The sequence below is a fragment of the Idiomarina sp. HB genome (assembly GCF_048059115.1).
Taxonomy (GTDB): domain Bacteria; phylum Pseudomonadota; class Gammaproteobacteria; order Enterobacterales; family Alteromonadaceae; genus Idiomarina; species Idiomarina abyssalis.
Window position 1 is genome coordinate 814045 of record NZ_JAYLVU010000001.1, and the last position, 22552, is coordinate 836596.

General features: G+C 44.1%; 28 protein-coding genes. 6 read left to right on the forward strand and 22 right to left on the reverse strand.

Features of this window, described 5'->3' with window-relative positions; translation table 11 throughout:
• Window positions 1-81 precede the first annotated feature (81 nt).
• On the reverse strand, window positions 82-441 hold the full coding sequence (locus VBY75_RS04095) for a diacylglycerol kinase (protein WP_054487232.1): 360 nt from the start codon (window positions 439-441) through the stop codon (window positions 82-84).
• Between the two features lie 125 nt (window positions 442-566).
• On the opposite strand from VBY75_RS04095, the gene VBY75_RS04100 reads away from it, so the two are divergent.
• A complete protein-coding gene (locus tag VBY75_RS04100; RefSeq protein WP_416511165.1) occupies window positions 567-2567 on the forward strand; it encodes an LTA synthase family protein in 2001 nt (666 codons plus the stop codon).
• Between the two features lie 8 nt (window positions 2568-2575).
• On the opposite strand, the gene VBY75_RS04105 is transcribed toward VBY75_RS04100, so the two are convergent.
• Together VBY75_RS04105 and VBY75_RS04110 are read right to left on the reverse strand one after the other, a co-directional pair.
• On the reverse strand, window positions 2576-4468 hold the full coding sequence (locus VBY75_RS04105; protein ID WP_416511167.1) for a GGDEF domain-containing protein: 1893 nt from the start codon (window positions 4466-4468) through the stop codon (window positions 2576-2578).
• A 262-nt stretch (window positions 4469-4730) separates the two neighbouring features.
• Window positions 4731-7106 carry a TonB-dependent receptor domain-containing protein gene (locus tag VBY75_RS04110; protein ID WP_416511169.1) on the reverse strand — a complete coding sequence of 792 codons (2376 nt, stop codon included), beginning with the start codon at window positions 7104-7106 and terminating at the stop codon, window positions 4731-4733.
• Window positions 7107-7273: 167 nt separating this feature from the next.
• On the opposite strand from VBY75_RS04110, the gene VBY75_RS04115 reads away from it, so the two are divergent.
• On the forward strand, window positions 7274-7945 hold the full coding sequence (locus VBY75_RS04115) for a haloacid dehalogenase type II (protein ID WP_416511481.1): 672 nt from the start codon (window positions 7274-7276) through the stop codon (window positions 7943-7945).
• Between the two features lie 2 nt (window positions 7946-7947).
• Here VBY75_RS04115 and VBY75_RS04120 read toward each other — a convergent pair whose 3' ends face one another.
• A complete protein-coding gene (locus VBY75_RS04120; protein ID WP_416511171.1) occupies window positions 7948-8487 on the reverse strand; it encodes a DUF924 family protein in 540 nt (179 codons plus the stop codon).
• A 114-nt stretch (window positions 8488-8601) separates the two neighbouring features.
• Between VBY75_RS04120 and VBY75_RS04125 the strand changes: the two genes are divergently transcribed.
• Complete coding sequence (locus VBY75_RS04125) at window positions 8602-9090, forward strand: histidine phosphatase family protein (protein ID WP_244994826.1); 489 nt, start codon at window positions 8602-8604, stop codon at window positions 9088-9090.
• A 33-nt stretch (window positions 9091-9123) separates the two neighbouring features.
• Here VBY75_RS04125 and VBY75_RS04130 read toward each other — a convergent pair whose 3' ends face one another.
• The 6 genes from VBY75_RS04130 to VBY75_RS04155 form a co-directional block, all read right to left on the reverse strand.
• Window positions 9124-10134, reverse strand: coding sequence for an alpha/beta hydrolase family protein (locus VBY75_RS04130; protein ID WP_222236794.1), 1011 nt, complete (start codon window positions 10132-10134; stop codon window positions 9124-9126).
• 83 nt (window positions 10135-10217) lie between these two features.
• On the reverse strand, window positions 10218-10517 hold the full coding sequence (locus VBY75_RS04135; RefSeq protein ID WP_222236793.1) for a hypothetical protein: 300 nt from the start codon (window positions 10515-10517) through the stop codon (window positions 10218-10220).
• On the reverse strand, window positions 10514-11056 hold the full coding sequence (locus tag VBY75_RS04140) for an RNA polymerase sigma factor (RefSeq protein ID WP_199494725.1): 543 nt from the start codon (window positions 11054-11056) through the stop codon (window positions 10514-10516). Before VBY75_RS04140 ends, VBY75_RS04135 begins: the two co-directional genes overlap by 4 nt.
• A complete protein-coding gene (locus VBY75_RS04145; RefSeq protein WP_054487214.1) occupies window positions 11049-11396 on the reverse strand; it encodes a DUF6249 domain-containing protein in 348 nt (115 codons plus the stop codon). Before VBY75_RS04145 ends, VBY75_RS04140 begins: the two co-directional genes overlap by 8 nt.
• 78 nt (window positions 11397-11474) lie before the next feature.
• Complete coding sequence (locus tag VBY75_RS04150; protein ID WP_416511175.1) at window positions 11475-12008, reverse strand: DUF1543 domain-containing protein; 534 nt, start codon at window positions 12006-12008, stop codon at window positions 11475-11477.
• Window positions 12009-12017: 9 nt separating this feature from the next.
• The gene (locus VBY75_RS04155) at window positions 12018-12233 is read right to left on the reverse strand and encodes a DUF1653 domain-containing protein (protein WP_054487210.1); all 216 of its coding nucleotides are present in this window, start codon (window positions 12231-12233) and stop codon (window positions 12018-12020) included.
• Between the two features lie 248 nt (window positions 12234-12481).
• Between VBY75_RS04155 and VBY75_RS04160 the strand changes: the two genes are divergently transcribed.
• From VBY75_RS04160 to VBY75_RS04170, 3 genes are all read left to right on the forward strand, one after another.
• Entirely contained in the window at window positions 12482-13393 is a 912-nt protein-coding gene (locus VBY75_RS04160) for an alpha/beta hydrolase family protein (RefSeq protein WP_416511177.1), read from the forward strand.
• A gap of 20 nt (window positions 13394-13413) precedes the next feature.
• Window positions 13414-13632 carry a hypothetical protein gene (locus tag VBY75_RS04165; protein ID WP_416511179.1) on the forward strand — a complete coding sequence of 73 codons (219 nt, stop codon included), beginning with the start codon at window positions 13414-13416 and terminating at the stop codon, window positions 13630-13632.
• A 191-nt stretch (window positions 13633-13823) separates the two neighbouring features.
• The gene (locus VBY75_RS04170) at window positions 13824-14177 is read left to right on the forward strand and encodes a DUF805 domain-containing protein (protein ID WP_416511181.1); all 354 of its coding nucleotides are present in this window, start codon (window positions 13824-13826) and stop codon (window positions 14175-14177) included.
• 48 nt (window positions 14178-14225) lie between these two features.
• Here VBY75_RS04170 and VBY75_RS04175 read toward each other — a convergent pair whose 3' ends face one another.
• Genes VBY75_RS04175 through VBY75_RS04230 form a run of 12 tightly spaced genes read right to left on the reverse strand, consistent with a single transcriptional unit; the run spans window position 14226 to window position 22477 of the window.
• Complete coding sequence (locus tag VBY75_RS04175; protein WP_416511183.1) at window positions 14226-14654, reverse strand: hypothetical protein; 429 nt, start codon at window positions 14652-14654, stop codon at window positions 14226-14228.
• Window positions 14641-15033 (reverse strand): DUF192 domain-containing protein, encoded by a 393-nt coding sequence (locus tag VBY75_RS04180; RefSeq protein ID WP_054487201.1) that lies wholly within the window; start codon window positions 15031-15033, stop codon window positions 14641-14643. Before VBY75_RS04180 ends, VBY75_RS04175 begins: the two co-directional genes overlap by 14 nt.
• The gene (locus VBY75_RS04185; protein WP_199494733.1) at window positions 15030-15818 is read right to left on the reverse strand and encodes a type II secretion system F family protein; all 789 of its coding nucleotides are present in this window, start codon (window positions 15816-15818) and stop codon (window positions 15030-15032) included. Before VBY75_RS04185 ends, VBY75_RS04180 begins: the two co-directional genes overlap by 4 nt.
• Window positions 15815-16666, reverse strand: coding sequence for a type II secretion system F family protein (locus VBY75_RS04190; RefSeq protein ID WP_416511185.1), 852 nt, complete (start codon window positions 16664-16666; stop codon window positions 15815-15817). The genes VBY75_RS04185 and VBY75_RS04190 overlap by 4 nt, the downstream gene beginning before the upstream one ends.
• On the reverse strand, window positions 16648-17871 hold the full coding sequence (locus VBY75_RS04195; RefSeq protein WP_278354839.1) for a CpaF family protein: 1224 nt from the start codon (window positions 17869-17871) through the stop codon (window positions 16648-16650). The genes VBY75_RS04190 and VBY75_RS04195 overlap by 19 nt, the downstream gene beginning before the upstream one ends.
• Window positions 17871-19073: a type II and III secretion system protein family protein gene (locus tag VBY75_RS04200; protein ID WP_416511187.1), complete on the reverse strand. Its 1203-nt coding sequence runs from the start codon at window positions 19071-19073 to the stop codon at window positions 17871-17873. The genes VBY75_RS04195 and VBY75_RS04200 overlap by 1 nt, the downstream gene beginning before the upstream one ends.
• A complete protein-coding gene (gene cpaB / locus VBY75_RS04205; protein ID WP_416511189.1) occupies window positions 19058-19765 on the reverse strand; it encodes a Flp pilus assembly protein CpaB in 708 nt (235 codons plus the stop codon). The genes VBY75_RS04200 and cpaB overlap by 16 nt, the downstream gene beginning before the upstream one ends.
• A complete protein-coding gene (locus VBY75_RS04210) occupies window positions 19762-19953 on the reverse strand; it encodes a hypothetical protein (protein ID WP_054487189.1) in 192 nt (63 codons plus the stop codon). Before VBY75_RS04210 ends, cpaB begins: the two co-directional genes overlap by 4 nt.
• On the reverse strand, window positions 19950-20450 hold the full coding sequence (locus VBY75_RS04215) for a hypothetical protein (RefSeq protein WP_054487187.1): 501 nt from the start codon (window positions 20448-20450) through the stop codon (window positions 19950-19952). The genes VBY75_RS04210 and VBY75_RS04215 overlap by 4 nt, the downstream gene beginning before the upstream one ends.
• A gap of 2 nt (window positions 20451-20452) precedes the next feature.
• Window positions 20453-20992 carry a hypothetical protein gene (locus tag VBY75_RS04220; RefSeq protein ID WP_234972448.1) on the reverse strand — a complete coding sequence of 180 codons (540 nt, stop codon included), beginning with the start codon at window positions 20990-20992 and terminating at the stop codon, window positions 20453-20455.
• Window positions 20979-22202, reverse strand: a complete 1224-nt coding sequence (locus VBY75_RS04225) for a pilus assembly protein TadG-related protein (RefSeq protein WP_416511191.1) — start codon at window positions 22200-22202, stop codon at window positions 20979-20981. Before VBY75_RS04225 ends, VBY75_RS04220 begins: the two co-directional genes overlap by 14 nt.
• A complete protein-coding gene (locus tag VBY75_RS04230; RefSeq protein ID WP_054487182.1) occupies window positions 22202-22477 on the reverse strand; it encodes a Flp family type IVb pilin in 276 nt (91 codons plus the stop codon). The genes VBY75_RS04225 and VBY75_RS04230 overlap by 1 nt, the downstream gene beginning before the upstream one ends.
• Window positions 22478-22552: the final 75 nt, after the last annotated feature.

Here is a 22552-nt window from a genome sequence, read left to right on the forward strand (position 1 = left end):
TAAAGACTTAAGGAAAGCTTAAGTTGCAGTCAGAAATCATGGCTTAAGCGTTTGGTTAAAAGTTCCAATTTTTTTAGAAAATTAGAAAAACAAAATACTGATCCAGGTGACTATTAACAGCAGCAACGCAAAGAATACCGCAGCTGACGCTATGTCTTTTGCACGACCACTCAACTCGTGAAACTCAGCACCAATACGATCAACAACCGCTTCTACAGCCGAATTAAGTAGCTCGGTAATGACTAAAACAAATAAGCTCATAATGAGTAGCAGGCGCTCTGCAACCGACGCTTCAACGAGCAATGCAACCGGTATTAGAGCAGCACACATAAGAGCTTCCTGTCGAAACGCGGCTTCATAACGCCAGGCAGTTTTTATCCCTCGGAGTGAGTTAAACGTCGCTTTCCAAATTCGAGTCATACCGGTATAGGCTGGCTTCATTGTTTATCCTCTCCTGGTCCCTGATTTAAAATACTCGGCACAGTTTATTAAAGCAGTCTTAAGCTTTACTTAAGAAATGCCTGTTAGTTTCTTCACGTAGTCAGTAAAAAGAAGAGCTAACATCTATGCGGGCAGCAACGTCTAACAATACCTTATGGCAAACTCTGGCACTGTTTAAACCAGTAGCCTATTTCGCAGGAGCCACTTTGGCGCTGTTAACCTGCTGTCGTTTATTACTTGCTGGACTCTATGCAGAGCGCGTTGACAGCGCCATTAACTGGCTCGACTTTATTGTACTTGGCGTACGTGCAGACTTAATTCAAGTAGGATACTTTACACTGATTCCATTATTAGTATTGTCGCCATTAAGTGTGGTTTTACACAAATCGATAGCTCAGCGGTGGTGGCGGCGATTATGGACAGTCTGGTTTTTTATTTGTGCATTAGTGTTGTGGTTTATGGAAATTTCAACACCCGCATTCTTAGCACAGTATGATACGCGCCCAAACCGATTGTTCTTTGAGTACCTTGCGTACCCCAAAGAAGTTTTCTCTACCCTAATACATGGCTTTGCTGGTTGGCTTTTCACCGGAATTGCCTCAACACTGGTATTCGTTTACCTTTCATATCGTTGGTATAAGAAATCCGAACATAACTTCCAACCAAGAGCCATAAAACGGCGTTACCTAATAGCAGTCATTCCAGTATTAATCGTTACAACATTGTTCGGCATTCGATCGACTCTGGCACATCGGCCTGCCAATCCGGCATTTTTTGCGGTCACCTCCGATGCAATGGTTAATTCATTAATTTTAAACTCCACTTACACCCTTGAGTACGCACTGTATAACCTAAAGCACGAAGCACAGGCAAATCGTGTTTACGGGAAACTCACTGACGAGGAGATCATTAATGAAGTACGAAAAGTCCCTTATTTAGCCAATTTAGAGTTTCCATTTGCCGAGTATCCTACCGTGCATTACCAACCTGCCTCAGCCAAGCGCAAAGTACCTTTAAATATTGTGGTCATTCTGGAGGAAAGCCTTGGTGCGAACTTTGTTGAGTCGCTGGGTGGTAAACCGTTAACGCCGAACCTCGAACGTTTAAAAAAACAGGGGTGGTGGTTTGAAAACCTCTACGCAACCGGTACTCGCTCAGTCAGAGGTATCGAAGCCGTAATTTCCGGTTTTCTGCCAACCCGGGCTCGATCAACCGTCAAGCTATCGGGGTCACAGCGTCAGTTTTTTACGCTCGCAGACGCGCTTTCCAGAGAAGGCTACAACACTGAGTTTATCTACGGAGGACAAGCCCATTTCGACAATATGGCGAGTTTCTTTATTGGTAATGGATTTCAGTCTGTCATCGACCAGGACGACTATGAGTTTCCCAAATTTGCAGGTAGTTGGGGAGTTAGTGACCAAGACTTACTTAATAAGTTACATCAACGCTTGTCACAAGCCGATAACTCAGTCCCCCAGTTTACTCTTGCGTTTACCTCGTCAAACCACGAGCCATTTGAGTTCCCTGATGGTGAGATTACATTAGCAGAACAACCTAAGCAGACGGTCAACAATGCCGTTAAATACGCAGACCATGCGTTAGGCGAGTTCTTTGCAAAAGCACAGAAGAGTGACTACTGGCAAAACACATTATTTCTAGTGGTTGCTGACCACGATACTCGAGTTTATGGCGAGGAGCTCGTACCTGTCGACAAGTTTCACATTCCCGGCTTAATTTTGGGCGCCGACATTCAACCTAAAACCGTATCAGAAATAGCCAGTCAAATTGATTTGGCTCCGACCTTAATGTCATTAGCCGGAGTGTCGACTTATACACCAACCATTGGGCAAGACTTAAGCCGACCTGAATTTACGCCAGCAAACAGGGCTATGATGCAATTTGGTGATAACTACGGTTGGTTGGAGGGCAGTAAGGACGGACAAATACTGACAGTACTTCAAGTAGAGCAGCCACCGCAACTGTTCCATTTCGAGCCCGAGCAAAAGATACTCTTGCCGTTAAAAGAATCAGTAAGCGGTGAACACATACGTAAAGTCACTTCTTATGCGATGTTACCTTCAGTGCTTTATCAAAGGCGCGCCTACTATGTGCCTAAATTAAAATAAAAAGCCTCTTACTGAGGCTCAACAAAAACGCAGTTTCGACCGGCTCTTTTGGCTTGATAAAGTTGCCGGTCGGCTCTTCGAATTGCATCAGCTGCGGCTTCATTCTCCTGAATCCGTGCAGCTCCCATACTTAGAGTTAAAATCGGCAATTCCGCTTGTTTGTAGTCATGTGGAATAGCTAAAGTCATTACAGCTTCGCGCAACTCGTTAAGCTTTTTCTCTATTGATTCAGTCGCCGGGATGATCATCGCAAACTCTTCACCGCCGTACCGGTAAACTTTCATCGGAGTTTTGTCCCGTATGCAGTGCGCTATCTTTTTCAGCGCACTGTCACCCGCGTCATGCCCGTAGTTGTCATTGTATGGCTTAAATTCGTCAATGTCGGCCATCATTAAATAGTAAGACTTCCCTGACTCGATAGCGGCATTCAAATCCCTGTCAAAAGCTCTTCGATTAAACAACCCAGTTAAACCATCCATATGCGCCAGTGCGTCCAGTTGCTTGTTAGCTTCTGCTAGCTCTGCAGTTCGTGCTTCAACTTGTTGCTCAAGCTCATTTTGGGCTGAAATAAATCGGGCTGCCATGGTTTTAAAGGCATCTAATGCCTGTTTAACTTCACCACGGGCTTTTATCGAAGCGGCTCTATGGGACAAAGCTTCTTGATAGTTTTTCTGCCCCATAAGAGAAGCAACAACGGCAACTTCATGCAAAGGCTTACTCACCTCTCGTTGAATAAGCCAGTAGGCCATCAACAAAATAAGTATCACCAAGCCAACACCGCCCGCTACCAATTGAAGTGGCAACGCAATAGCCTGCTGGCGAATTTCCCGAAGTGGGTATAAAGTCACATGCCACCAACCAGGGCCATCCATTTTATCGACAATGAGTAATTGTCCCTCTACCCCATCTTCCAAAATAACCGACTTTTCCTTAAAAACATTATCGGCAACTAACTGACTTACGGCTTGATACAAAGGTTCACTATATGTTTTTGAGTTCAATGTTGAGCGTTTAGCTATTGCTTCTTGCGACATATTTGAAGCCGCAATTAGGTCACCTTTTGTATTTAGCACCATGTGCTCAGAGTTCGCACGTTTTCTCTCGGTTAGATCACTTAATAAACTGCCTAAACCGACATCAAAACTAGCGTTAGCTAAATGTCGACCGTCTAAGTCGACAGGCTTTTGATAGGTAATAGTCCATACATCAGCGGAAATATCATAATAAAGACCCGTCCAGTTCGGTTTTCTTTCAGGGTTTTGACTTTGCAAAGTCGACTTAACCACCGAAAAATCAGTAATAACCAAACCTTTGTCGGCCAGCAGTCCCCAGGGCGAGTCCTTCGAATACATTAAAAGAATATTTTCCGGCATGGAAAAGTGCGTATTAGCAACATCGTTTTGCCATGCCGGCGCTAATTCATTTAAAGTGTATTGGGCGGCGACTACCCGTTTTCTTAACTCGTTACTAATAGGATTCGGCCGGGGTCCTAAAAAAGCACTAAGGTGTTGGAAGTACCTTTGATTTACCGAAACTCCGCCATTAAAATCAGGTTTCAAACGGAAAACCCCGGGAGATGTTTCCTGATACCAGGTTTTAAAGTTTTCTACAGCAGAGTTAGAACCTTTCAATAAACTATATTGAGAGAGAAATTCATCACTTAGAATCACCGCATTTTTTTCAATACGATTAAATAACGCCTGGTTTCGTTCTAATGTTGGTGATAAATCTTGTTGCAATACCCTTATAACTCTATCTCTGGCATTACTATAGGTTGTTATAAACGTAATAGCTGAAGCGAGAATAACGATAGAAACAGCCCATACACTAATTTTTACAAGCAGAGCTGTTGTCAGTTTTTCGCGGCGCTGAAGCCTACGTTCTTCCTGTCGTCTATCCACAATAGTGAGCCACTGTTTTCCTTTAAGTTTAACGAACCGGCTTCCACCAACCAGCGAAATGTCAGTCCCTTACTATTTTTTATTTAACACGAGTATCGACTCGTTTTAAATTTATACCATCAAGTCAGGGAAACTTATAGTGACTGCTACTATGAACCTTTTAGCAGGAGACTTCCTTCACTAAGCCGCTTTGTACATTACTTTTTCGCATAGTAGTGCGCGTAAGCAGCAGCTTTGAGAAGGAAGTTTATCAGCGATATGATCAGAAGCTTACCGTCACTCCCATCCATAAGTTACGAGTTTTATCTTTAACATTGTAATCGTCGGTGAAAACAACTTCGCTTACCGCGCCGCGACCTGTTACGTATTCAAACTCGCCGTCACCATTTAAATCAGTATAGGTTGTTGAATACGTCGTGAAGTCACGGTCCAGTAAATTGTTAATACGCAGGTTTAAATCGACCGATTCCGTTAATTTATAATTCGCACCTAAGTTAAGCAGGCTGTAGTTTTCAAAATAAAGTTGTTTATCAATATTGCTGTCATAGCCACGATAACGGTCAGAACGAAGCTCGCCTTGCAGGTAAACCGTCAGAACATCCGACGCCTGCCAGTTCAGCCAAAGGTTGGCCATATGCTCTGCAGTGTTGGTTAGTGGCAACCCAGCCTGGCTACCGCTTTTTTGCTCGCTGTCAGTCCAGGTGTAATTACCACGTATTGACCACGCCTCGCTCATAACGTAACGAGCAGCAACTTCGACACCCTGTACATCGACTTTATCGATATTAATACTCTGACTCCATGTGTCATAACCCAGTTGTTCATATTCACCTAAGTTAACGCATGGACGCACACCGCCGGTTTGATCACAACTTTGAACGGTATCACCGCGGGCAATTTTGTCCTCGAAGCTCGTATTAAAGTAGGTGATATTAAAGTTGTTATCGCCGTTGTCTGAGTTCCAGTAAAGCGCAATTTCAGAGTTAACACTGGTTTCAGGCTGTAGCTCTGGGTTACCGGCAAAAGGCATGGTTCCCTGTCCACCAAAGCCGACAATACCGTCGTATAAATCGGTTGTTTTCGGTGTTTTATAACCCGTACTTACACCGCCTTTAACCGTCCAGGCCTGGCTTAAGTTATAAACCGCATAAAGACGAGGCGACACCTGACTGCCAAAAACATCGTGCTTGTCGTAGCGAACGCCGCCAGTCAGGGTGAAGTCCGCTATTGGCATCCAGTTATCTTCAACAAACAGCGAATACATTTTCTGCTCTTGAATAGCACCGGCATTGCCTTCTTCCAGACCAAAAACACCGTCTTTTAGCTCGCCATCAATAAGTTGGCCGCCTATCACCAAATTGTGGTGTCCGGCAAAACCTGAAAAAGGAATATCCAGTTTTGCGTCCAGGGTATATTGGCTACTGTCTAATGCGCGATCAGGTCTCGGCAGAAAAGTTTCCTCAGCAATAGAGCGCCGCTCGTCTTCAGGTAAGCCGGAGTAGTCCCCTGTTCCATCGTACATTTGCTGCAGCAACAAACGCTCATCAACACTTAAGGGTAAGGTTCTTCCGTTGTTTTGTGTATCCACATAAGCCAGCGACACCATACTTGAACCAAAGGACCAGTCGGCATCGTGAGCTATTGACCACCAGGTGCGATCAAAGCTTTGATCCGCCGCATAACCCGCCCGGGGGTTAACTTGTCCGCCACGAGCCTGCCAAATCGATTCAATGCTGTCTTTGGTACCCAGCGGATAAGTAATGGTGTCCGTTTCTACATCGTAAGACGGCGTATTGTCATAAGACTGATGTGAGTTGTCGTAATCAAACTTAATGTTGTGTCCCTTTGCCGGAGTATAGGACACTGAAAAACCGTAATGTTCGTCTTTGTTGTCAACGGTTCGACCACCACTGCCAAACCCTAATTCCCGTATGTGCACGGTACCGTTTGGATCAACCGCTGGCTCAAACTGAGGGGAAGATGCTTGCTGGTCATACAAACTAGCGCGCACTCCCAGGCTTAATACATCTTTTATCAAAGGCCCCGTTGCGCTGAAATCTGTCGTAAAGTCGTCACCAAAGTTATCATCTGTCTGCAAACTGCGACCAAAGGTGATAGCACCAGACCAGTCGTCAGTGTGCTTTTTGGTAATAACATTAATAACACCGCCAAGTGCGTCGGCTCCGTATAACGTCGATGCCGGGCCGCGAATTACCTCAATTCTGTCAATTGTCTCAAGCGGAGGAATGTGGTTAAACGCGTTGCCCCCAAAGTTGTTCGGGTAAATATCACCGTGGTTATTCTGACGTATGCCATCAACCAGAATTAAAGTGTAGTCACCTGTTAACCCACGCATGCTGATACTGCCCTGCCCGGTTTTATCCCGCGATGTGCCTATATCAATGCCTTCCTGGTATTTAACAGCATCTAATAGTGACGTAAACGAGCGCGACCGTATTTCCTCATTGGTAATAATTGAGATACTTGCCGGCGCCTCCGTCAGCTTTTGCTCAAAACCAGTAGCAGTAACAACAATACGCTCCATACCGTCGGGCAGTTCGAAATCATTTGCCAGGGCGTTACCTGCCAGAGTTGAAGCTATTACGGTAGCAATTGCGCTGGGTACGAATTTATCCATTTCTCATTGTCCTTAATTAAGTTGGCTAAGCGGCTCAGTATGCTACCGATGCTTTTTCTAAATGTAAATACAAATGACAATAATTCGCATTACTTAATTAAAGGCAAACTAAATTCGGAATAACGCCGTACACCTATGTACAGAATTTATTAAGCAATTGGAGCGTAATTTTGACGACCTTAGCTTTTGACGTTTACGGCACACTTATTGACGCTCAGGGCTTAGTCTCCCTGCTGAGTTCATACCTTGGCGATGACAAAGCTCAAGAGTTTTCGAGCCGCTGGCGTGATAAGCAACTAGAGTATTCATTTCGTCGTGGGCTTATGCAGCAGTATGAAGACTTTGCGGTCTGTACCAAAGACGCCCTTCTGTTCACCAACAATGAACTGGGAGCCGGGTTAACTGCACCGCAACAGGAAGAGTTATTGGAAAAATACCGGAGCTTACCGGCATTCGATGACGCGAAAACCGCACTGAGCAAGTTGAACTCGGCGGGTATAGAGTGTTTTGCTTTTTCTAACGGCAGTGCCGATGCAGTAACTGAACTGCTGGAGGGTGCCGAGCTCAGCCGCTACTTTAAAGACATAATCAGTTGCAAAGACATTAAAAGCTTTAAACCTAACCCACAGGTTTACCAGCACTTTCTCGATAAAAGCGGCAGTAAGGAGCAAAATACCTGGCTTATATCCAGCAACAGTTTCGACATTATTGGCGCCAGCGCAGCAGGCTGGAAAACCGCCTGGGTTAAACGTTCCAGAGAAGCTCAGTTTGACCCCTGGGGCATTAATCCCACTATTACCGTCAGCTCGCTTTCGCAGCTGATTGAAAACATAAAGTAGTATTAGAAACTGGACCCCGGCTGTTTAAGAAAGTCCTCTTCTTCCGGGGTCGACTCGCGCCCCAGTACCCGGTTACGGTGCGGATACCGTCCAAAGCGGTCAATAATTTCCTTGTGTCTTACTTCAAATTTGTAGTTGTTTTCAAGCCCGGGTTGACTGAAAAGCCGCATAGCCTCGTCATGAATTAACGCCGACTCACTATGCATGTAAGGCATATAGAGAAAGGCCTTTTCATTAGCATCCAACGACTTGTCTGCGCTCTTCTCTACGGCTTCCTGCGCCAGCACTAACGCTATCACGTCCTGCCCAAAAGCCTTCGGACTACCACGGTATATGTTTCGCGAAAACTGATCTAACACAATTACTTCTGCCAAACGGCCATGAGGCGATTCGCGCCAATGCCAGAGCTCCCCTTTAGCTGCAGCCTTTAACGTATCGGAAAAGCGTTTGGCTATGGTATTGTCCAGCTCGTCACTTTTAGCAAACCACTGCTTTGGTGTTAACTCTTTAAACCAAAAGTCTAAAACTGGCTGTGCTTTCATTTTCCCTCCTGACTACTTTCCACCTTTTCCAGAGGATAACGCTTGTTTATGGGCCTGCTGAAAGGTATGTTTTATTGCTATAAACTAACCTTATATGACAACCTTTAACAACTTATGCGCCGTTTACTTTTTATTTTTATTGTTATGAGCTTTTTCTCTGGCGAGGCATCAGCCGACACTTATACTCTTTACTTCTCCCGTCATATGGAGAAAACAACCGACAAGACCGACCCCGACCTCAGTTTGGTTGGCAAACAGCGTGCGCAAGTTCTCGCGCAGGTTTTGAAAAACAGCGACATTGAAGCCATATTTTCTACCGACTATAAGCGCACTCAGCAAACCGCAGAAGCACTGGCAAAACAATTGGGGGTATCAGTAGAAACCTACCCAGCTAAAGACTTTAAAGGAATAGTAACCAGCTTAAAGGAGCTCAAAAAGAACGCACTGATTATTGGCCACAGCAATACCGTGCCTGAACTGGTGAAAGCAGCAGGCGGAAGTGCTGAGAAACTTGGAGAAGAAGACTTCGGCGACTTATTTCAGGTGGTGATAAGCGGCGACAGCGTTATCACCAACCGGCTCTATGTGCCGGTCATACAATGACCTGTACGACCGGTAACTCAGTTTACGGACAACTTACTTCCAGTTCGTTTTAAACCAAGACAGCATTTCACCTTCTATGGCTTCCGCGTTTTTGCCATAGCGATGTTTGCCGCTTTCATATATTGAAAGCTTATGAGTAAACCCTTCTTTCTCAAGCACTTTACTCAACCCTATACTGGAATCCACTAACACACGTTCATCCTTCTCGCCGTGTATCAGGAGAATAGGAATATCATTATCAATTTCATCCATCCAGAAAACCGCTGAGCGCTTCTTTAATTCAGCTTCTTTTTCTTCGTCATAATTTGGGATTCGCTCTTTATAAAGTCGCACCATTTCTGGACGGTGCTCTAATCCCTCAAATAAGTTGTATTGCCCGGCATAAAGAACAATAGAATCAACGTCTAACCCCTGCTTTACCGCTAAAAGGGACTGCATGCCACCGCGGCTAGCGCCAAATACGCCGACTTTTTCAGGGTTCACATTAGGAAAGTGTTCGAATAACTGTGGCAAAGCGACGACATCTTTCACGTCTGCGCCGCCAAATTCATCTTCACCGGGTAGTTTTGGAAAAGCTCCTCGATAGCTTGAGGCAAAAATAGCCACATTGCCCTCTGTCGCTAAATTAAAAAGTCGGCTGAATACTCGGGCAAACGTCCAGGACCCAAAACTCGCGTTCCCCCCGCGGTTATAGATAATCACGGGAAGGTCAGACTCATTTTTAGGAGCAACGTAGTATGAGTGAACCACTGCACCGTCGACTTTATACATAACGTTTTTGCAATCCAGATTCTGCCGATAACTCTCAAAATCTTCTTTTTTATAGGCAGCTTTCACCTTGCTCATAAATTTTTCGGCACCAGGCTTATCACCTTGCATTTTTGCAATCATCTGCATCCAGCTATCATAGCTGGCAAACCTTCCTTTGAAACAGTCGCTTGTACCCATTAACTTAACGTCGGGCTCCGCCTTGGCTGGCATCGCCACAAAGCTCATAGTTACGAAAAGGCTAAACATAAGAGTTTGCTTTATTGTTCTTATCATTTTTCCTTCCTTGGTTTTAAGTGTTATACCAATCAATAGATATAACAACTTACTATACGCTTAGTAATAACACAAAACTGCCTTTAACTGTTTTTCCGCGTTGACCAGAACGTTATTGAGCAAAAAGCTACAATAGCCAGTGTAAGCAAGTACGGTGACTGAGCCATGAAACTCCGTACCGGAGTCAGAATTTGATTCCCAGACACCACCCATAAAGCAGCCGCTACCAACAGCGCACTCATAAATGCCAGCAAAACAAGAATGCGACGTTTCTTCTCAGACTTTCGAATTGAGCTCAACGTTTGCTCAGTAAAGCTTTCATCAACTAAGCGAGTTTTATAGCTGAGAAGATCATTCAAAGCGTCATGTTCGGGTGCACTCATGAGGCAACCTCCTGCTTGTTTTGTGGGGCGCTGACAATATCAATCAGCTTTTGTTTTCCCCGGGCAATATGAGATTTAACCGTGCCAAGCGGTAAGTCAGTAATCGCGACAATTTCCTGATGGCTCATTCCGGCACTTAAAGACAAGGTTAAACAGGTGCGTTCCGGCACCGAAAGATGCCGCATTAGCCGCTCAACCATAATGTCGCTATCAACCGTACTGGATGGCCCCGGCATAAAAGGCAAGGCGTCGCCAGCTACCTCATTATGGTGATGCGACTTACGCTGCTCATTCAAAAAGCTACGGTACGCTATGCTGTGCAGCCAACTACTGAAACTTGCCTCGGCACGGAAACTTTTCAGGCTCTTGTAGGCGCGCAAAAACACCTCCTGCGCCAAGTCATCCGCTTGTGCGTGATCGCCCGCGGTTAATCGACGCAGAAAGTGCCGGACGCCATTTTGATGCTGGCGAACCAGAGTCGCGAAGGCGTGCTGATCGCCACGGGCAATAACCCGTGCAATCAGCGCTTTATCATTCATCGTTAGTTAAGTAAGCCGAAATTAAGAAGGCGACGCCAATAAATACCGGGAAAACCCCGAACATAACGCCGACATCCAAGTCACCCACTGACCACCCGGCCACTAAACAGGCCAGCCCTGCTGACACCAAAACCAGGCCTTTACGACGGTCGCCATGACGACTACTGGGCGAAGTGCCCAACTGCCCTAAAAGCTCCGAAGTTAGTGTGCCTCCGTTTTCCAGATGCTTTTGCAAAGTTAACTGTAAATGCTTTTTATGATGAGCCGATAAAGCCAAGCCCACAATAATAACGATTGAAATACTCAGCATGGCTGTAATTGGTACCCAAAGATCGGACATAACGCCCCCTATTGTTGTTCAATTGTTTGACTTACACAGTATTAGACACAACAACGCATACCTTTGGATGCAAAAAATTTATGGCAGTGGCTGATAGCCTTTCCAGTCCGGCACTAAAGCCTGCTGCTCACCGTCATATTCAAGCGTTATGAAATGCTCATCCACCAGGTCTACGCACAGGCAGTCATCCACAGCCAATAAGTCGTCTTTATGAATTTGCTCTGCGCCAGCTAAGCCTGCTTTAGATACTTGCGCACGCGCCAGTTGCTTTGCCGAATTGGGCGAGTCAGCAACCACCAACGTAAAGTCGTGATACTCAGCAAGTTTATTGGAGAAATAGCCACCAAAGTTCACAAAGTATAGCTGCTTACCCGAAGTTTCAGCCGGCTTGGTTTGGGTAAGATGAATACGGTAGCCATCTACGTGGTGCAAGTGAACAAAGCTGTCCAGGTGCAGTCCTTTCTGTGTACCAAACCAGCCTTTGCGAATGGCAGGATAGGTATCTTCCATGCGCTTACCCACCACAAAGCGAACGTCGTGCAGCTCTATATTGGCACCGGGGGCTGTGCCACCCACATAAACCAGAAACAACTTGTTATCGGTTTCGCTCATTGTTTTACCCTACTCGTTACCAACAAATTGAAACCGCGGTACCTGGGTACCGTTCACGTTTACGGTTTCCACGAACATATCAAAGGGGCGTACCCAAAGCTTTTGTTCACCGTAAAGGGGCTGATAAAGCACCACCCACTCTTCAGTTTCACTGTGGCGGGCGGTATCAATAACGCGGTAACGTCCGCCTTTGTAATGCTCGTAAATGCCTGGTTTTATGGTCATGTTGGTCTGTTCCGTTATTCATGATTATTACGTGACTTTGGCATCTTACCAAAAGTCGCGTATAGGGTTTATTCATTTGCTCTCAGCTACCGAAATATAATAGTTTGTGCTTCACTCATTTAACCGATAATCTGCCTGATATTGTCATACGAACAATGTAGCGTCATGCCGGATGATTGAATCGTGTGGCGGTAAACTCAGTTCAACCGTTACTGTGGGTAACGAGGCAATTAACCGGTATTTGATTCATGCGTAAACTTAATCTGCTTCTTGCTGTTATATTTTTGGTTATCAGCTATTGCTCAATAGCTGCATCAGAATTGACGTTTGGGACACATACACTGAAGCGCTCGTTAGCATCCGAATCTAAGATCACCTATCACCTCGGTTCGAGAGAAAAGCCGACGAATAACCTACTGCTCATATTGCAAGGCTCTGACTGTCGGAGCGCATTAAGCATCAATTCCATTAAAAGCGCTTTCCCCAAAGTACGACAGGACGCCGATGTTCTAATTATAGAGAAATGGGGGCTCAGCCCGGACATTAATGCCTGTCCGCAAGCCTATATCGACAATGATTCACCATCGCAACGCGTGAGCGATGCCAAACAAGTACTAAATCACCTAAAGGAAAAGAAACGTTACCAGTCGGTGTACGTTCTTGGTGGCAGCGAGGGAGCGGTTATTGCCGTTATGCTACGCAAAGCCCTGCCTGGTATTACCGCCACTATAGCGTTTAACGGTGGCGGAAATTCATTTCAAAACGACATTGAGCACAACATAGAGGCATCCACTCCCCCAGAGGTTACAGGTGCGGTGCTTGAGGAGTTTCGCGGGTTTGCAGATAAAATCAGAGAGTCAGATAAAGCATTCGCTGTTGATTCAAGCCAACATGGCTACAAGTGGTGGAAAGAAATGCTCACACTTGAGCAAACTAAAGTCATAAAGAGCGGGGAAACGCCTCTACTTATTATTCAGTCTGGACAAGACAACTCAGTAGACCCCGAACAAACCCATGCCATGGTAGAGAGCCTGGATGCTTCAGGAAATGTCGACTACCAATTCTTTGAGCAACTTGACCATGGACTGCGGCATGACAGCAGCAATGACATTAATAACTCGGCACTAACTGCCATGCGAGAATGGTTTGAGAAACACTGAAAACGGAATGAGCTGCGCATATGAAAACAGATAATAAAATACGTTCCACCATTTACTGGGCACTTGTTTTGATTGGTGGTTACCTCGTGGGTGGCACTATCGTTAAATCCTTTCAAGCGGGTGAATTTGCCCTACACAGCTCAGAGTTTAAGGATTTTCTCATAGCACTACTTATTTCATCGCTTTACCACTGGTGGACAGCGCATAAAGAAAAAAGCCAAGAAAATGAGCAGCTTTGATCGTCCTATGGACGGTCGAAATAAAAGTGCTCAATAACTGTTCTTAAGGCAGCTAAGTACCGGGCTTCGGCTAAATTCACTTTCACAAACAATAACAAAAGTTGCTCTACAACAATTAGGTGTAATTAGGTAGCCTATACGGAGTGGAGCAAGTAATACCAGACCCATTCTAATTAATTTTTGGAGCTGAAATGTCGTTATTAAGATTGCCCATAGACGCATTCATGTACTTTTTTAATATTTTTGGCACCGTGTCTCGAGGCCGCTACTGGGCAACACTTTTAGTACTGATAGCTACCTGCGTAGTTCTCTATGCTACTGATGGTATTTGGGTGAAAGTGCCTTATTCTGTCGAGTTAACCAGAGCAATAAGTAGCCTTATATTACTTGTCACGTACATACCATTCACGGCGAAGCGATTAAAAGATACAGGAATTAGCGGCTGGTGGGTTTTACTAATTTTTGTTCCGTTTGGGCAATTGATAGTTACAGTTTTAGCCTTGATGCCTGCCAATCAATTTAAGAAAACAACAGAGCCCGCCTAACTTAGGCTCTGTATGTGCATATGCAAAGCTGTTTACACCATTTCCAAACTAAGTCCCCTCATTCTCTGGCGTCTCTTGGAGCCGGGTTTTCTGAAGCTCTAACAGCTCACTTAACAAAATTTTAAGCTCTCCATCAAAAGTATCCAACTCTACTCGCGCATCCATTAAAATGTTCGTTGTTTGCCGAAGGCTTAATAAAGCCAAGTTAAACCAGACTTCCTCGTCTGCTGCATTCATTTTCAGTGAGTTTCTGTAAGCTGACTGACTCGCCTCAAACCTATACTGTCTGAAGTAAATATTACCTAGCAATTTCCAGCTTTTATCTGTTCCAAGTCCCTTTTTATGCAACCAATGCAAATGCTGCTCCGCTGACAGAAGATCACCGGTTTGATACCAATTAATTGCAGATTCAATACTTTGTTCTCGTGCAAGCTTCTCCTGAACCGTTGTACTACACCCAGAACTAACTAAGCTCAATAGAAATACTACAATCGTAAGGTTTCTTTTCATTTCGCTCTCCATGCGCTTTAACAAATTTTAGTTTCTTTCCAATCCATTTTTCTAAGGGCCAAAAACTTCCTGAAGCCATTTCAATTAATCCATATGCTCCCTTAAAGCGCGCAACTTCATTTGGACATATCAAACGGCGAACCTCGATAATAATTCTATCTTTATCCAGAGCAACAACATCGATAGGTTCCTTCATTCCCCACGTGTGAATTGATTTACAGAATGGGAACCAAAAAGCTCTATCTGGTGTTGGTTGCGGTTCATTCATCATCCCTATTAATCGCTGATGAAATTTTTTCATTTCTTTTACTTTAGGCCATAAAGTCACTTCCCGACTTTCACTCATCCAAACCCTCCTTGGCTTAACTGCACAATAACAGGCCCCAAAATAACCAAAAAATTTACTGGAAAAAAACAAGTTACCAGTGGAAACAACAACTTAACAGGAGCTTCCTGAGCTCTTTTCTCAGCCGAGTTAAGTAACTCCTGTCTCAGTTGATTCGCATAAAACCGTAATGACTTTGTGAGACTTGCCCCCTGTTGATACCCTTTAATTAGCATTAAGCTCCACTCTTTAAGTTCATTAGCCTCATACCGTTCCGAAAGCTCCTCCATAGACTGTGAAAAACTAGCTCCCCTCCGTAGTCGGCTCAGCATCGCTCTTATTTCAGTCGCAAGCAGTAGCTCACTACATGATTCGGACACTTTTTCCAACGCTGAAATAAGAGGGACACCAGAGGCGATCATCATTGCGATTAAATCGCAGAAGTCAGGTAACTGGCGAACTACAGCGCGATTACTTTTCCTAGCTGCAACTCTTCTCTTGTTAATTACTTGCAGTATCAGCAATATATAAATCGCTAACGCCAGCCAAACCCCGGACGCCCAATACACTCCTACTGATACACTAGCCATTACGATCCAGAAGAAAAAAGAACGGGCTTCACTATTTAAAGTTTCGATTTTTAAATGACTGGCAATCCATTTCCTTGATCTTTCAGGTAGGTAAAGCCAGATCGTCGATATTAAATTATCAAGCTTGTCTCCAAGAGCTAGAAACTGCCAAACTGTCACAGCGAGCAATACGCAACTTAATGATGCGGCAAATATTAATAAGGCTATTAGAATCATCTTTCATCTTCTGGATGCATAATACGTTTAACCATCCACCCGCCAATTGACATTAAGAAAAAAGCAGTCATCAACATAAAAATACCGGCGAGAGACTCCGTAAAAAGTGCGGTATGCTCTGGCTTAATCCAGCTCAAAAGGAAATACAATCCAACCGGCATCAGAACTAGAATTTTCGCTTGCATTCTAGCTTGCGAAGTAAGAGTCAGTTGACGCTCTCGAAGGTGCTGCTGTTGCTGTAAATTATCCGCTAACCTCAGAAATAACTCCGACTGCTGACCTCCGCTTCTCAAACCTAAAACCAAAGATTGAACCACGAGCTTTATTGAGAAGATTGGCAGCCTGAATTGCCAATGCTCTAAGCAGTCTATGAGCGGTTTTCCCATTTTCTCCTGTCTCAATAACTCATCTATCTCCTGACCAAGAGGAGCAGTCATATTCCCTTTAAAGCTCTTTAGAGCTGAACCAACGCTTGTTCCACTTCTAATTTGGTTACTTAAAGCAATCAACATTCCTGGAAGTTGTTTTTCAATTTTTAGCAGACGCCGCTTTTTGAAGTATCGATAAGAAAAAGGCGGGGCCAGTAAAGTAAAAATAAAAGTAATAGCAGCCCACTTAACATCAACATATACCCAAGCTAATAAAGGAAATAACAAAGCAACTATCAAGTAAAACCTGAGCAGAGTTTTCACAGGTAACCTCAAGAAAAACTCTTCTAATGATCGAACAGCAGAGCCAGCCAGTTTTTCTTCAATTTTTTGATAGCGCTTAGGCGTCAGGTGTGACAAAACCCATATCCAACAAAGTCCACTAATAATAATCAATAGTACTAGAGTGAGGGTGAACATGAGCCAGCCTCCATAATTGATCTCCGTATATCTTCACGAATATCTTCCCTCTGATCCTCCGCGAATTTACAAAGAACCTGATTACTCACTAGCGACTTTTGACTACTTGAATATTCAAATAGTGCTGACATTTGAAGAACATCATCATCGACTCCTATGACCTCATTAATACTAATTACGGCTCTTCTGCCATCAGGCAGACGAGCTATTTGTACAACAAGGTCAACAGCACTTGCTATCTGTTGCCGCAAAGCTGAAACAGGCAGCTCAATCCCTCCCATGAGAACCATAATTTCCAAACGTCTCAATGCGTCTCTGGCACTATTTGCGTGTACCGTACTAAGCGAGCCTGCATGACCGGTATTCATTGCCTGCAACATATCTAAAGCTTCCGGTCCCCTGCATTCACCTACAACAAGTCTATCTGGCCTCATTCGTAATGCGTTAATGACAAGCTCTCTGATGCTAATTGCACCTACGCCCTCTTGGTTTTTGGGTCTGGCTTCCAGGCTAATTAAGTTATCGTGATGCAGTCTGAGTTCTGCGGCATCTTCAATAGTTAATATTCGCTCTTCTTCTGATATCTCCTGAGATAAGACATTTAACAAGGTCGTTTTCCCTGTCCCGGTACCTCCAGATACAATGATATTCTGACGACAACGAACGGCGAATTTCAAAAAATCTGCAGCCTGTTGAGTCAGAGAGTTACCGGATACCAAGTCTTCTATTGTTAAGGATTTATTCGTAAATTTCCGTATAGTGAGACAAGAGCCTTTAGTTGCAAGAGGCGCCAATACAGCATTAACGCGGGATCCATCAGGTAAGCGAGCATCAACCATCGGGGATGCTTCATCGATATGTCTTCCGAGAGGAAGAACTATTTTATCAATAGCTCTGCGTAACGCTGCTTCATTACTAAATTGTTCAAAGGCTCTCTCTAGCTTACCTGCACGCTCGACATAAATATGTTCGAAACTATTCACCATGATTTCACTCACAGTATCATCAGCAAGAAGCCTTTCAATTGGTCCCAAGCCAATAACTTCAGCGACTGCATCTTTGATATCTCGATCATCTGCACTGGTGTTCTCTTTTAAGAATGACTCAGCGTAGACTCTTAATTCGGACTCATTCATCTCATCAATACTAGGATCTCGCATATCTAAACGAGCTCTGAGACAATTAATTAAGGTGACAGATGCCATCAGAATGTCTCCTTCAACTGCAAAATTGAATCATCCCTGAACCAGCCATTTTTCTGTGCTAGTTTATCGCGCCTGTCACGAGCTTGTTTCTGGGCAGTATCCATACGTTCAGCCGTAACCATGATCACGAGTTCCGTAGCTTGACTTCTGCTTTGTTGGCTATTGAAAGCATTCTCTATCACAGGTAGCTCCCCTATCCCTGGAACTTTATCTTCCTGAGCTGACTCATCCGTACTTAATAGCCCTGATAAAACCATCGTATCTCCGTCATTTGATAGAAATACTGATTCTGTTCGTCTACTCAATATTCCCGGAACACCAGACACGGAAACTGCTGGATCAATATTGCTTAGTTCTGCATGTAACCGGGTCTTTATCTTGTTCTCCGCCAATACAACCGGCTCAATAATTAGCTTTATCCCGTATTCACGAAACGTCACATCCTGCATTCCTTGAGCCACGACTTGAGGAATTGGCAACTCGCCACCTGCAAGAAAAGTTGCTTTTTCACCGCTCTGAGTAGATAAAGTAGGGTTCGCTAATAACTTAGCCAAACCGCGACGCTGCATAAGCATTAGTTGTGAGTTTATTTCTGCATCCCATTCAAATAGCCCGGATAAAGCGCTTGAAAAAGTAGGTCCACTGGTTGTCCCTTGCCAGCGAATTCCAATGTCTTCAAGATACTGCCGCTTAGTCTCCAGAATATTAACTCGGAGGGTAAGCATGGGGGCTTGTTTTGAAAAAGGCTCAGTTAAGTTCAGCACTCTCTCGTTACTTTGAGATAGCCTATTTAATTCATCATAGTGCCTTTTCGATACCTGACCCGACAGTACAGTCACTCCTTGCTTATCTACTTTCCTTAGATCATTTTCTTCTTCCACAATCGCATTGATACGCGCACTGGTTGATAGGGAAAGAGTATCGGAAACACTGATGTCCAACTTTCTCACTTCATCTCGATGACTGAGCCAAATATCAGTCTCTCCTTCTCCTAAAGCCCTTAGAACGACTTGAGAATTACTTAAAACATGAACATCCACTATGCTCTCGTCGCTAACTACAATGTCTGTGCCAGGATCAATACTGACTATTTGAGTTTCACCTTTCTTAAGGACATAGGAGAGATCACTAGCATACGCCCCTGCAATATAGATAAATAAACAGAGTAATGCTGAGCACATTAACTTTATTGGACCTTCCATGGTTCCACCTTGCTTTGTTTTAAATCTTTGGACCAAACTTTTGTTTTAGATAACTGACGGCCACGAGCCCATACCAACATGGGACTCCCCAAGGCTCTGGTAAAACTCTTAACCTCATTAGGCGATATTAATAAAGTCAAAGAATACGAGCCGTACCCTTCCTCTAAGCCGTGAGTTTCAAATATTTCTATCGAACTAAAAGCGTTATATTCCCTACCTTTATCAAATGAATCTCCAACAAAAACGATATCAACCACATCCCCCTCTTTTAACAAGGCGTTATGGTGCCCTAAATTATCCGTATTAACCGTGATAGCGTAATAACCATTAGGCAACTTTTCTGAGAGACCACTATTTCTATTGTTCACTAACACACGTTCGGAAACAGGCTCTCCTGGTTCAACGGAATCTCGAAGCTGTCGACCAAGAACTAGACCAGCCTCACGCTCGACGTACCAGTTTTCATTAATTAATTCTTCCGGATACTTGCGAGCCAATAAGTCCTTCGCCGAAAGTACGTGACCGGCAGTCAAATCCTTAGCAAATACAACGACACTCCCCGTGCTTCTCGATGCTTCTTCTAATCTCCGTGACGTTTCTTGTTGTAAGTACTGGTTAATTAGCCAGACTGTGACTATCGAAATTACAAAGCTAAAGCTAACGGCAAAAATCCATTTCGCCTTTTTTGTCATGAAGACCCTCCTGGAATTAAAACTAAATAGCGCCAAATAAAGTGATAGAACTCTTTCGCCTTTCGACCTGTCTCTATTAAGTAATCAATGAGAGAAAACTGCTCTTCAACAATTAACAAAACGGTCATTATCAGTAGCGAAATGAGCAACCACTCAGTTGATGCCTGACCACTTTCCTTTCGAATCATAAGATATGAACCAAAATCACATACTCGCCTTGCTCAGAGAACATGAGGCGGCCCATATCTTCTTTGAAAATCCAGACATCGTTCTCTTTTTCAATAGATTGGAAAGCATCAACTTTTTGGCTGTAATAAAACATCATCGATGTTTGTAGCTGTTTAAGAGGGTATCTAGCCAAGTATACCCACACTTCTTTACCGTTATTTTCATGTTTTGAAATTGGAGTAAACGGACCTTTTAAAAGTTTCTCTTTAGGTGGGAAACTAGTCATTGGCATTAGCACCCACTGTTCATTCTCAACTTCAAATAGCGTCCAGTCCGTCCCGTCGATAGGACAAAGCCAGAAAATCGTCTTTCCCCCCGGACAGTATGGATAGAACTGTTCCAGCGCTTCCCAGTCTGGAACTTTAGGATCATCCAAAAAAAGTGCATTAACACTAATAGAAGAGCTAATAGGCTGTTCTACCCAACTCCAATCATCTAGCACGACAGGCAAATCCATAATTAATCCTTTTTCTTATATGCTTCCGGTGGAACAACATCTGGAGAAATCGTTCCAAATATTAGTGAATCCGAACTAAGTTCTTCAGCTAAAAAAATCCACCCTATTCCTTCCTGTATTAACCGCACTGCATCCCCCGACAGCGCGTTATTAACAACTAACGATGCAGGTCGACTTGATAATTCATCTGGGGTTTGTGCTTGCCAGCTATTATTGAGCCGCGCCATTGGATAAAAAGCTTCATTGTTAGACGGCTTAAGAACCCGTAAATTATCCCCTTCAAGACCTATAGGTAGTAACCTATTTATTGGGTCAAAAAATATCTCAGTATGTTTGTTTAAACGATAATCACCGGATAGGCTGGTTTTATCATCGCTCCTAACTCTTTCCCATATAGCCTCACGGGCTGCGATTAAGTCAGCTGTATTAATTTCTATAGCTGGAGCGAGCACTTCCTGTACCGAAATAAAAATAGCGGCAAGCCCTCCAACCGACAAAATGAACTCAATAACAGCCTGTCCAGTTTGCTTAAAGGGCTTCACGGCCTAATATCCCTATCTTATCGATGTCTGAAATGGCTACTAATTCAGCTTCCCACAACGCATTGAAGAGGTTATCAGTTTCTATATACTCATCAGCCCGCGGAAAAACACTGCTTGGTCGGTTAAAACTTGTTCTCGATTTTGCATACGCAGCTTGCTTAATACCACTTACCTTAACTATGACCGTATCCATACTCATGTTTAGAAAACTACTAAGACGCATGAAACTAAAACGACGAGGCTCATCATTTAACGACCCCATCTGCGCCAGAGCCATCCGAGAAGACATCGAGTTGCTGCGAAAGGCACCACCATAATTTGAACGATGATAACGTCGTTGATCCTGAGCCTTTGCTCCCCAACCTAACGGAAGCTGTTCTTTGAAGCTTCCTATAAACCAACGCCGACCGTGGAGTGAAACAGAATCTAAAGCATGCCAATCCCAGCCCCCGTTCCTGTTTCTCGATAATTCTGTACCACCTCGTTTCACTATTTTATGGGTAAAAACATTGACCCAATCGTATCCTCTACTTTTGCTAAACGGGTCAAGACTTTTAAGAGTAAGTTCTTCTAACTCCTTAGATTCGTTTTTATTCTTGGTGTTACGCACTTCAGTCTTGCGCCACCATAGGCTTGGAAACGGTGCTATTCCGCCGCCTTGATATGCTTCCCAGCTAAGCTCTTCTGAATGTTTGGAAACGATATCCTGAATAAGCAAAGGCAGTTCTATAGCAAAGCTTGCATCTAACAGTCTTTGCGCTGCAGATATTCCCTGTATTACCGCAGACTGGAAAAGAATCAGGGTTTTCACAACCTGCTCAAAGCCTTCTTCAATACGCGAAATTATTGTTGATAGTGCTCGGGTGATTTGTCCCAGATATGGAATGAATGATGTAACGGCTTCGAGATTATCAGCCGTTCGATCGAGCATAGCTAAATAGCTCGCCAACCCCACCCATTGGGCAATTGCCACCTGATTACCAATAAGCGCGCGATTTGTTAATGCTAGAAAGTTCATCTGACGAGACATTGCAACAGCTGCGCTATAAGATGCGTTATCAGCAACACTTTGCAAGTACCACTGACGCCTGGCGTGTTTACCCATATCCGTTACGGCAAATAATAATAATGACACCAATAGCAACACCCCGATCATTAAAATCAGGGTTTGCCCTTTTGCACGTGGATTAGAAGCCGTCAAGACGCTCATTATTGTTCGCCTTGCTCCGTAGCTTCATTATAGTTACCGAGGTTTACTTCCTTATTAGCAACTGTACCGGCACGGCGCGAAGATTGGCGAGCTCTATTGATTTGCTGGGAAGACGACTGCCCTGTCATTTCCTGAGCAAGGCCAGCGACCTGGTTACGTATGGACTTACCGAAAAGTGAGTAAACACCGATTGCCGCAACGGCAATCAAAGCTACAATAATAATATATTCTGTCATTCCCTGACCGCGAGAACGTCGAGCAAAACCCGTATTCATAATTCCCTCCTGGCATACAGTCAAACACCACAATTGGCGTTGAGCTCAGGAAGTATAGATCGGGTTTTAGAAGGT

Bases quoted from the DNA above. Each gene is read 5' to 3' on its own strand.
- VBY75_RS04225 (WP_416511191.1), bottom strand. From the start codon at position 22,202: ATGAGCGTCTTGACGGCTTCTAATCCACGTGCAAAAGGGCAAACCCTG.
- VBY75_RS04165 (WP_416511179.1), top strand. From the start codon at position 13,414: ATGAAAACAGATAATAAAATACGTTCCACCATTTACTGGGCACTTGTT.
- cpaB (WP_416511189.1), bottom strand. From the start codon at position 19,765: ATGACAAAAAAGGCGAAATGGATTTTTGCCGTTAGCTTTAGCTTTGTA.
- VBY75_RS04195 (WP_278354839.1), bottom strand. From the start codon at position 17,871: ATGGCATCTGTCACCTTAATTAATTGTCTCAGAGCTCGTTTAGATATG.
- VBY75_RS04160 (WP_416511177.1), top strand. From the start codon at position 12,482: ATGCGTAAACTTAATCTGCTTCTTGCTGTTATATTTTTGGTTATCAGC.
- VBY75_RS04215 (WP_054487187.1), bottom strand. From the start codon at position 20,450: ATGGATTTGCCTGTCGTGCTAGATGATTGGAGTTGGGTAGAACAGCCT.
- VBY75_RS04100 (WP_416511165.1), top strand. From the start codon at position 567: ATGCGGGCAGCAACGTCTAACAATACCTTATGGCAAACTCTGGCACTG.
- VBY75_RS04110 (WP_416511169.1), bottom strand. From the start codon at position 7,106: ATGGATAAATTCGTACCCAGCGCAATTGCTACCGTAATAGCTTCAACT.
- VBY75_RS04130 (WP_222236794.1), bottom strand. From the start codon at position 10,134: ATGATAAGAACAATAAAGCAAACTCTTATGTTTAGCCTTTTCGTAACT.
- VBY75_RS04180 (WP_054487201.1), bottom strand. From the start codon at position 15,033: ATGAGTGAAAGTCGGGAAGTGACTTTATGGCCTAAAGTAAAAGAAATG.
- VBY75_RS04230 (WP_054487182.1), bottom strand. From the start codon at position 22,477: ATGAATACGGGTTTTGCTCGACGTTCTCGCGGTCAGGGAATGACAGAA.
- VBY75_RS04095 (WP_054487232.1), bottom strand. From the start codon at position 441: ATGAAGCCAGCCTATACCGGTATGACTCGAATTTGGAAAGCGACGTTT.
- VBY75_RS04145 (WP_054487214.1), bottom strand. From the start codon at position 11,396: ATGTCCGATCTTTGGGTACCAATTACAGCCATGCTGAGTATTTCAATC.
- VBY75_RS04120 (WP_416511171.1), bottom strand. From the start codon at position 8,487: ATGAAAGCACAGCCAGTTTTAGACTTTTGGTTTAAAGAGTTAACACCA.
- VBY75_RS04185 (WP_199494733.1), bottom strand. From the start codon at position 15,818: ATGATTCTAATAGCCTTATTAATATTTGCCGCATCATTAAGTTGCGTA.
- VBY75_RS04170 (WP_416511181.1), top strand. From the start codon at position 13,824: ATGTCGTTATTAAGATTGCCCATAGACGCATTCATGTACTTTTTTAAT.
- VBY75_RS04210 (WP_054487189.1), bottom strand. From the start codon at position 19,953: ATGATTCGAAAGGAAAGTGGTCAGGCATCAACTGAGTGGTTGCTCATT.
- VBY75_RS04150 (WP_416511175.1), bottom strand. From the start codon at position 12,008: ATGAGCGAAACCGATAACAAGTTGTTTCTGGTTTATGTGGGTGGCACA.
- VBY75_RS04135 (WP_222236793.1), bottom strand. From the start codon at position 10,517: ATGAGTGCACCCGAACATGACGCTTTGAATGATCTTCTCAGCTATAAA.
- VBY75_RS04190 (WP_416511185.1), bottom strand. From the start codon at position 16,666: ATGTTCACCCTCACTCTAGTACTATTGATTATTATTAGTGGACTTTGT.
- VBY75_RS04125 (WP_244994826.1), top strand. From the start codon at position 8,602: ATGCGCCGTTTACTTTTTATTTTTATTGTTATGAGCTTTTTCTCTGGC.
- VBY75_RS04155 (WP_054487210.1), bottom strand. From the start codon at position 12,233: ATGACCATAAAACCAGGCATTTACGAGCATTACAAAGGCGGACGTTAC.
- VBY75_RS04200 (WP_416511187.1), bottom strand. From the start codon at position 19,073: ATGGAAGGTCCAATAAAGTTAATGTGCTCAGCATTACTCTGTTTATTT.
- VBY75_RS04140 (WP_199494725.1), bottom strand. From the start codon at position 11,056: ATGAATGATAAAGCGCTGATTGCACGGGTTATTGCCCGTGGCGATCAG.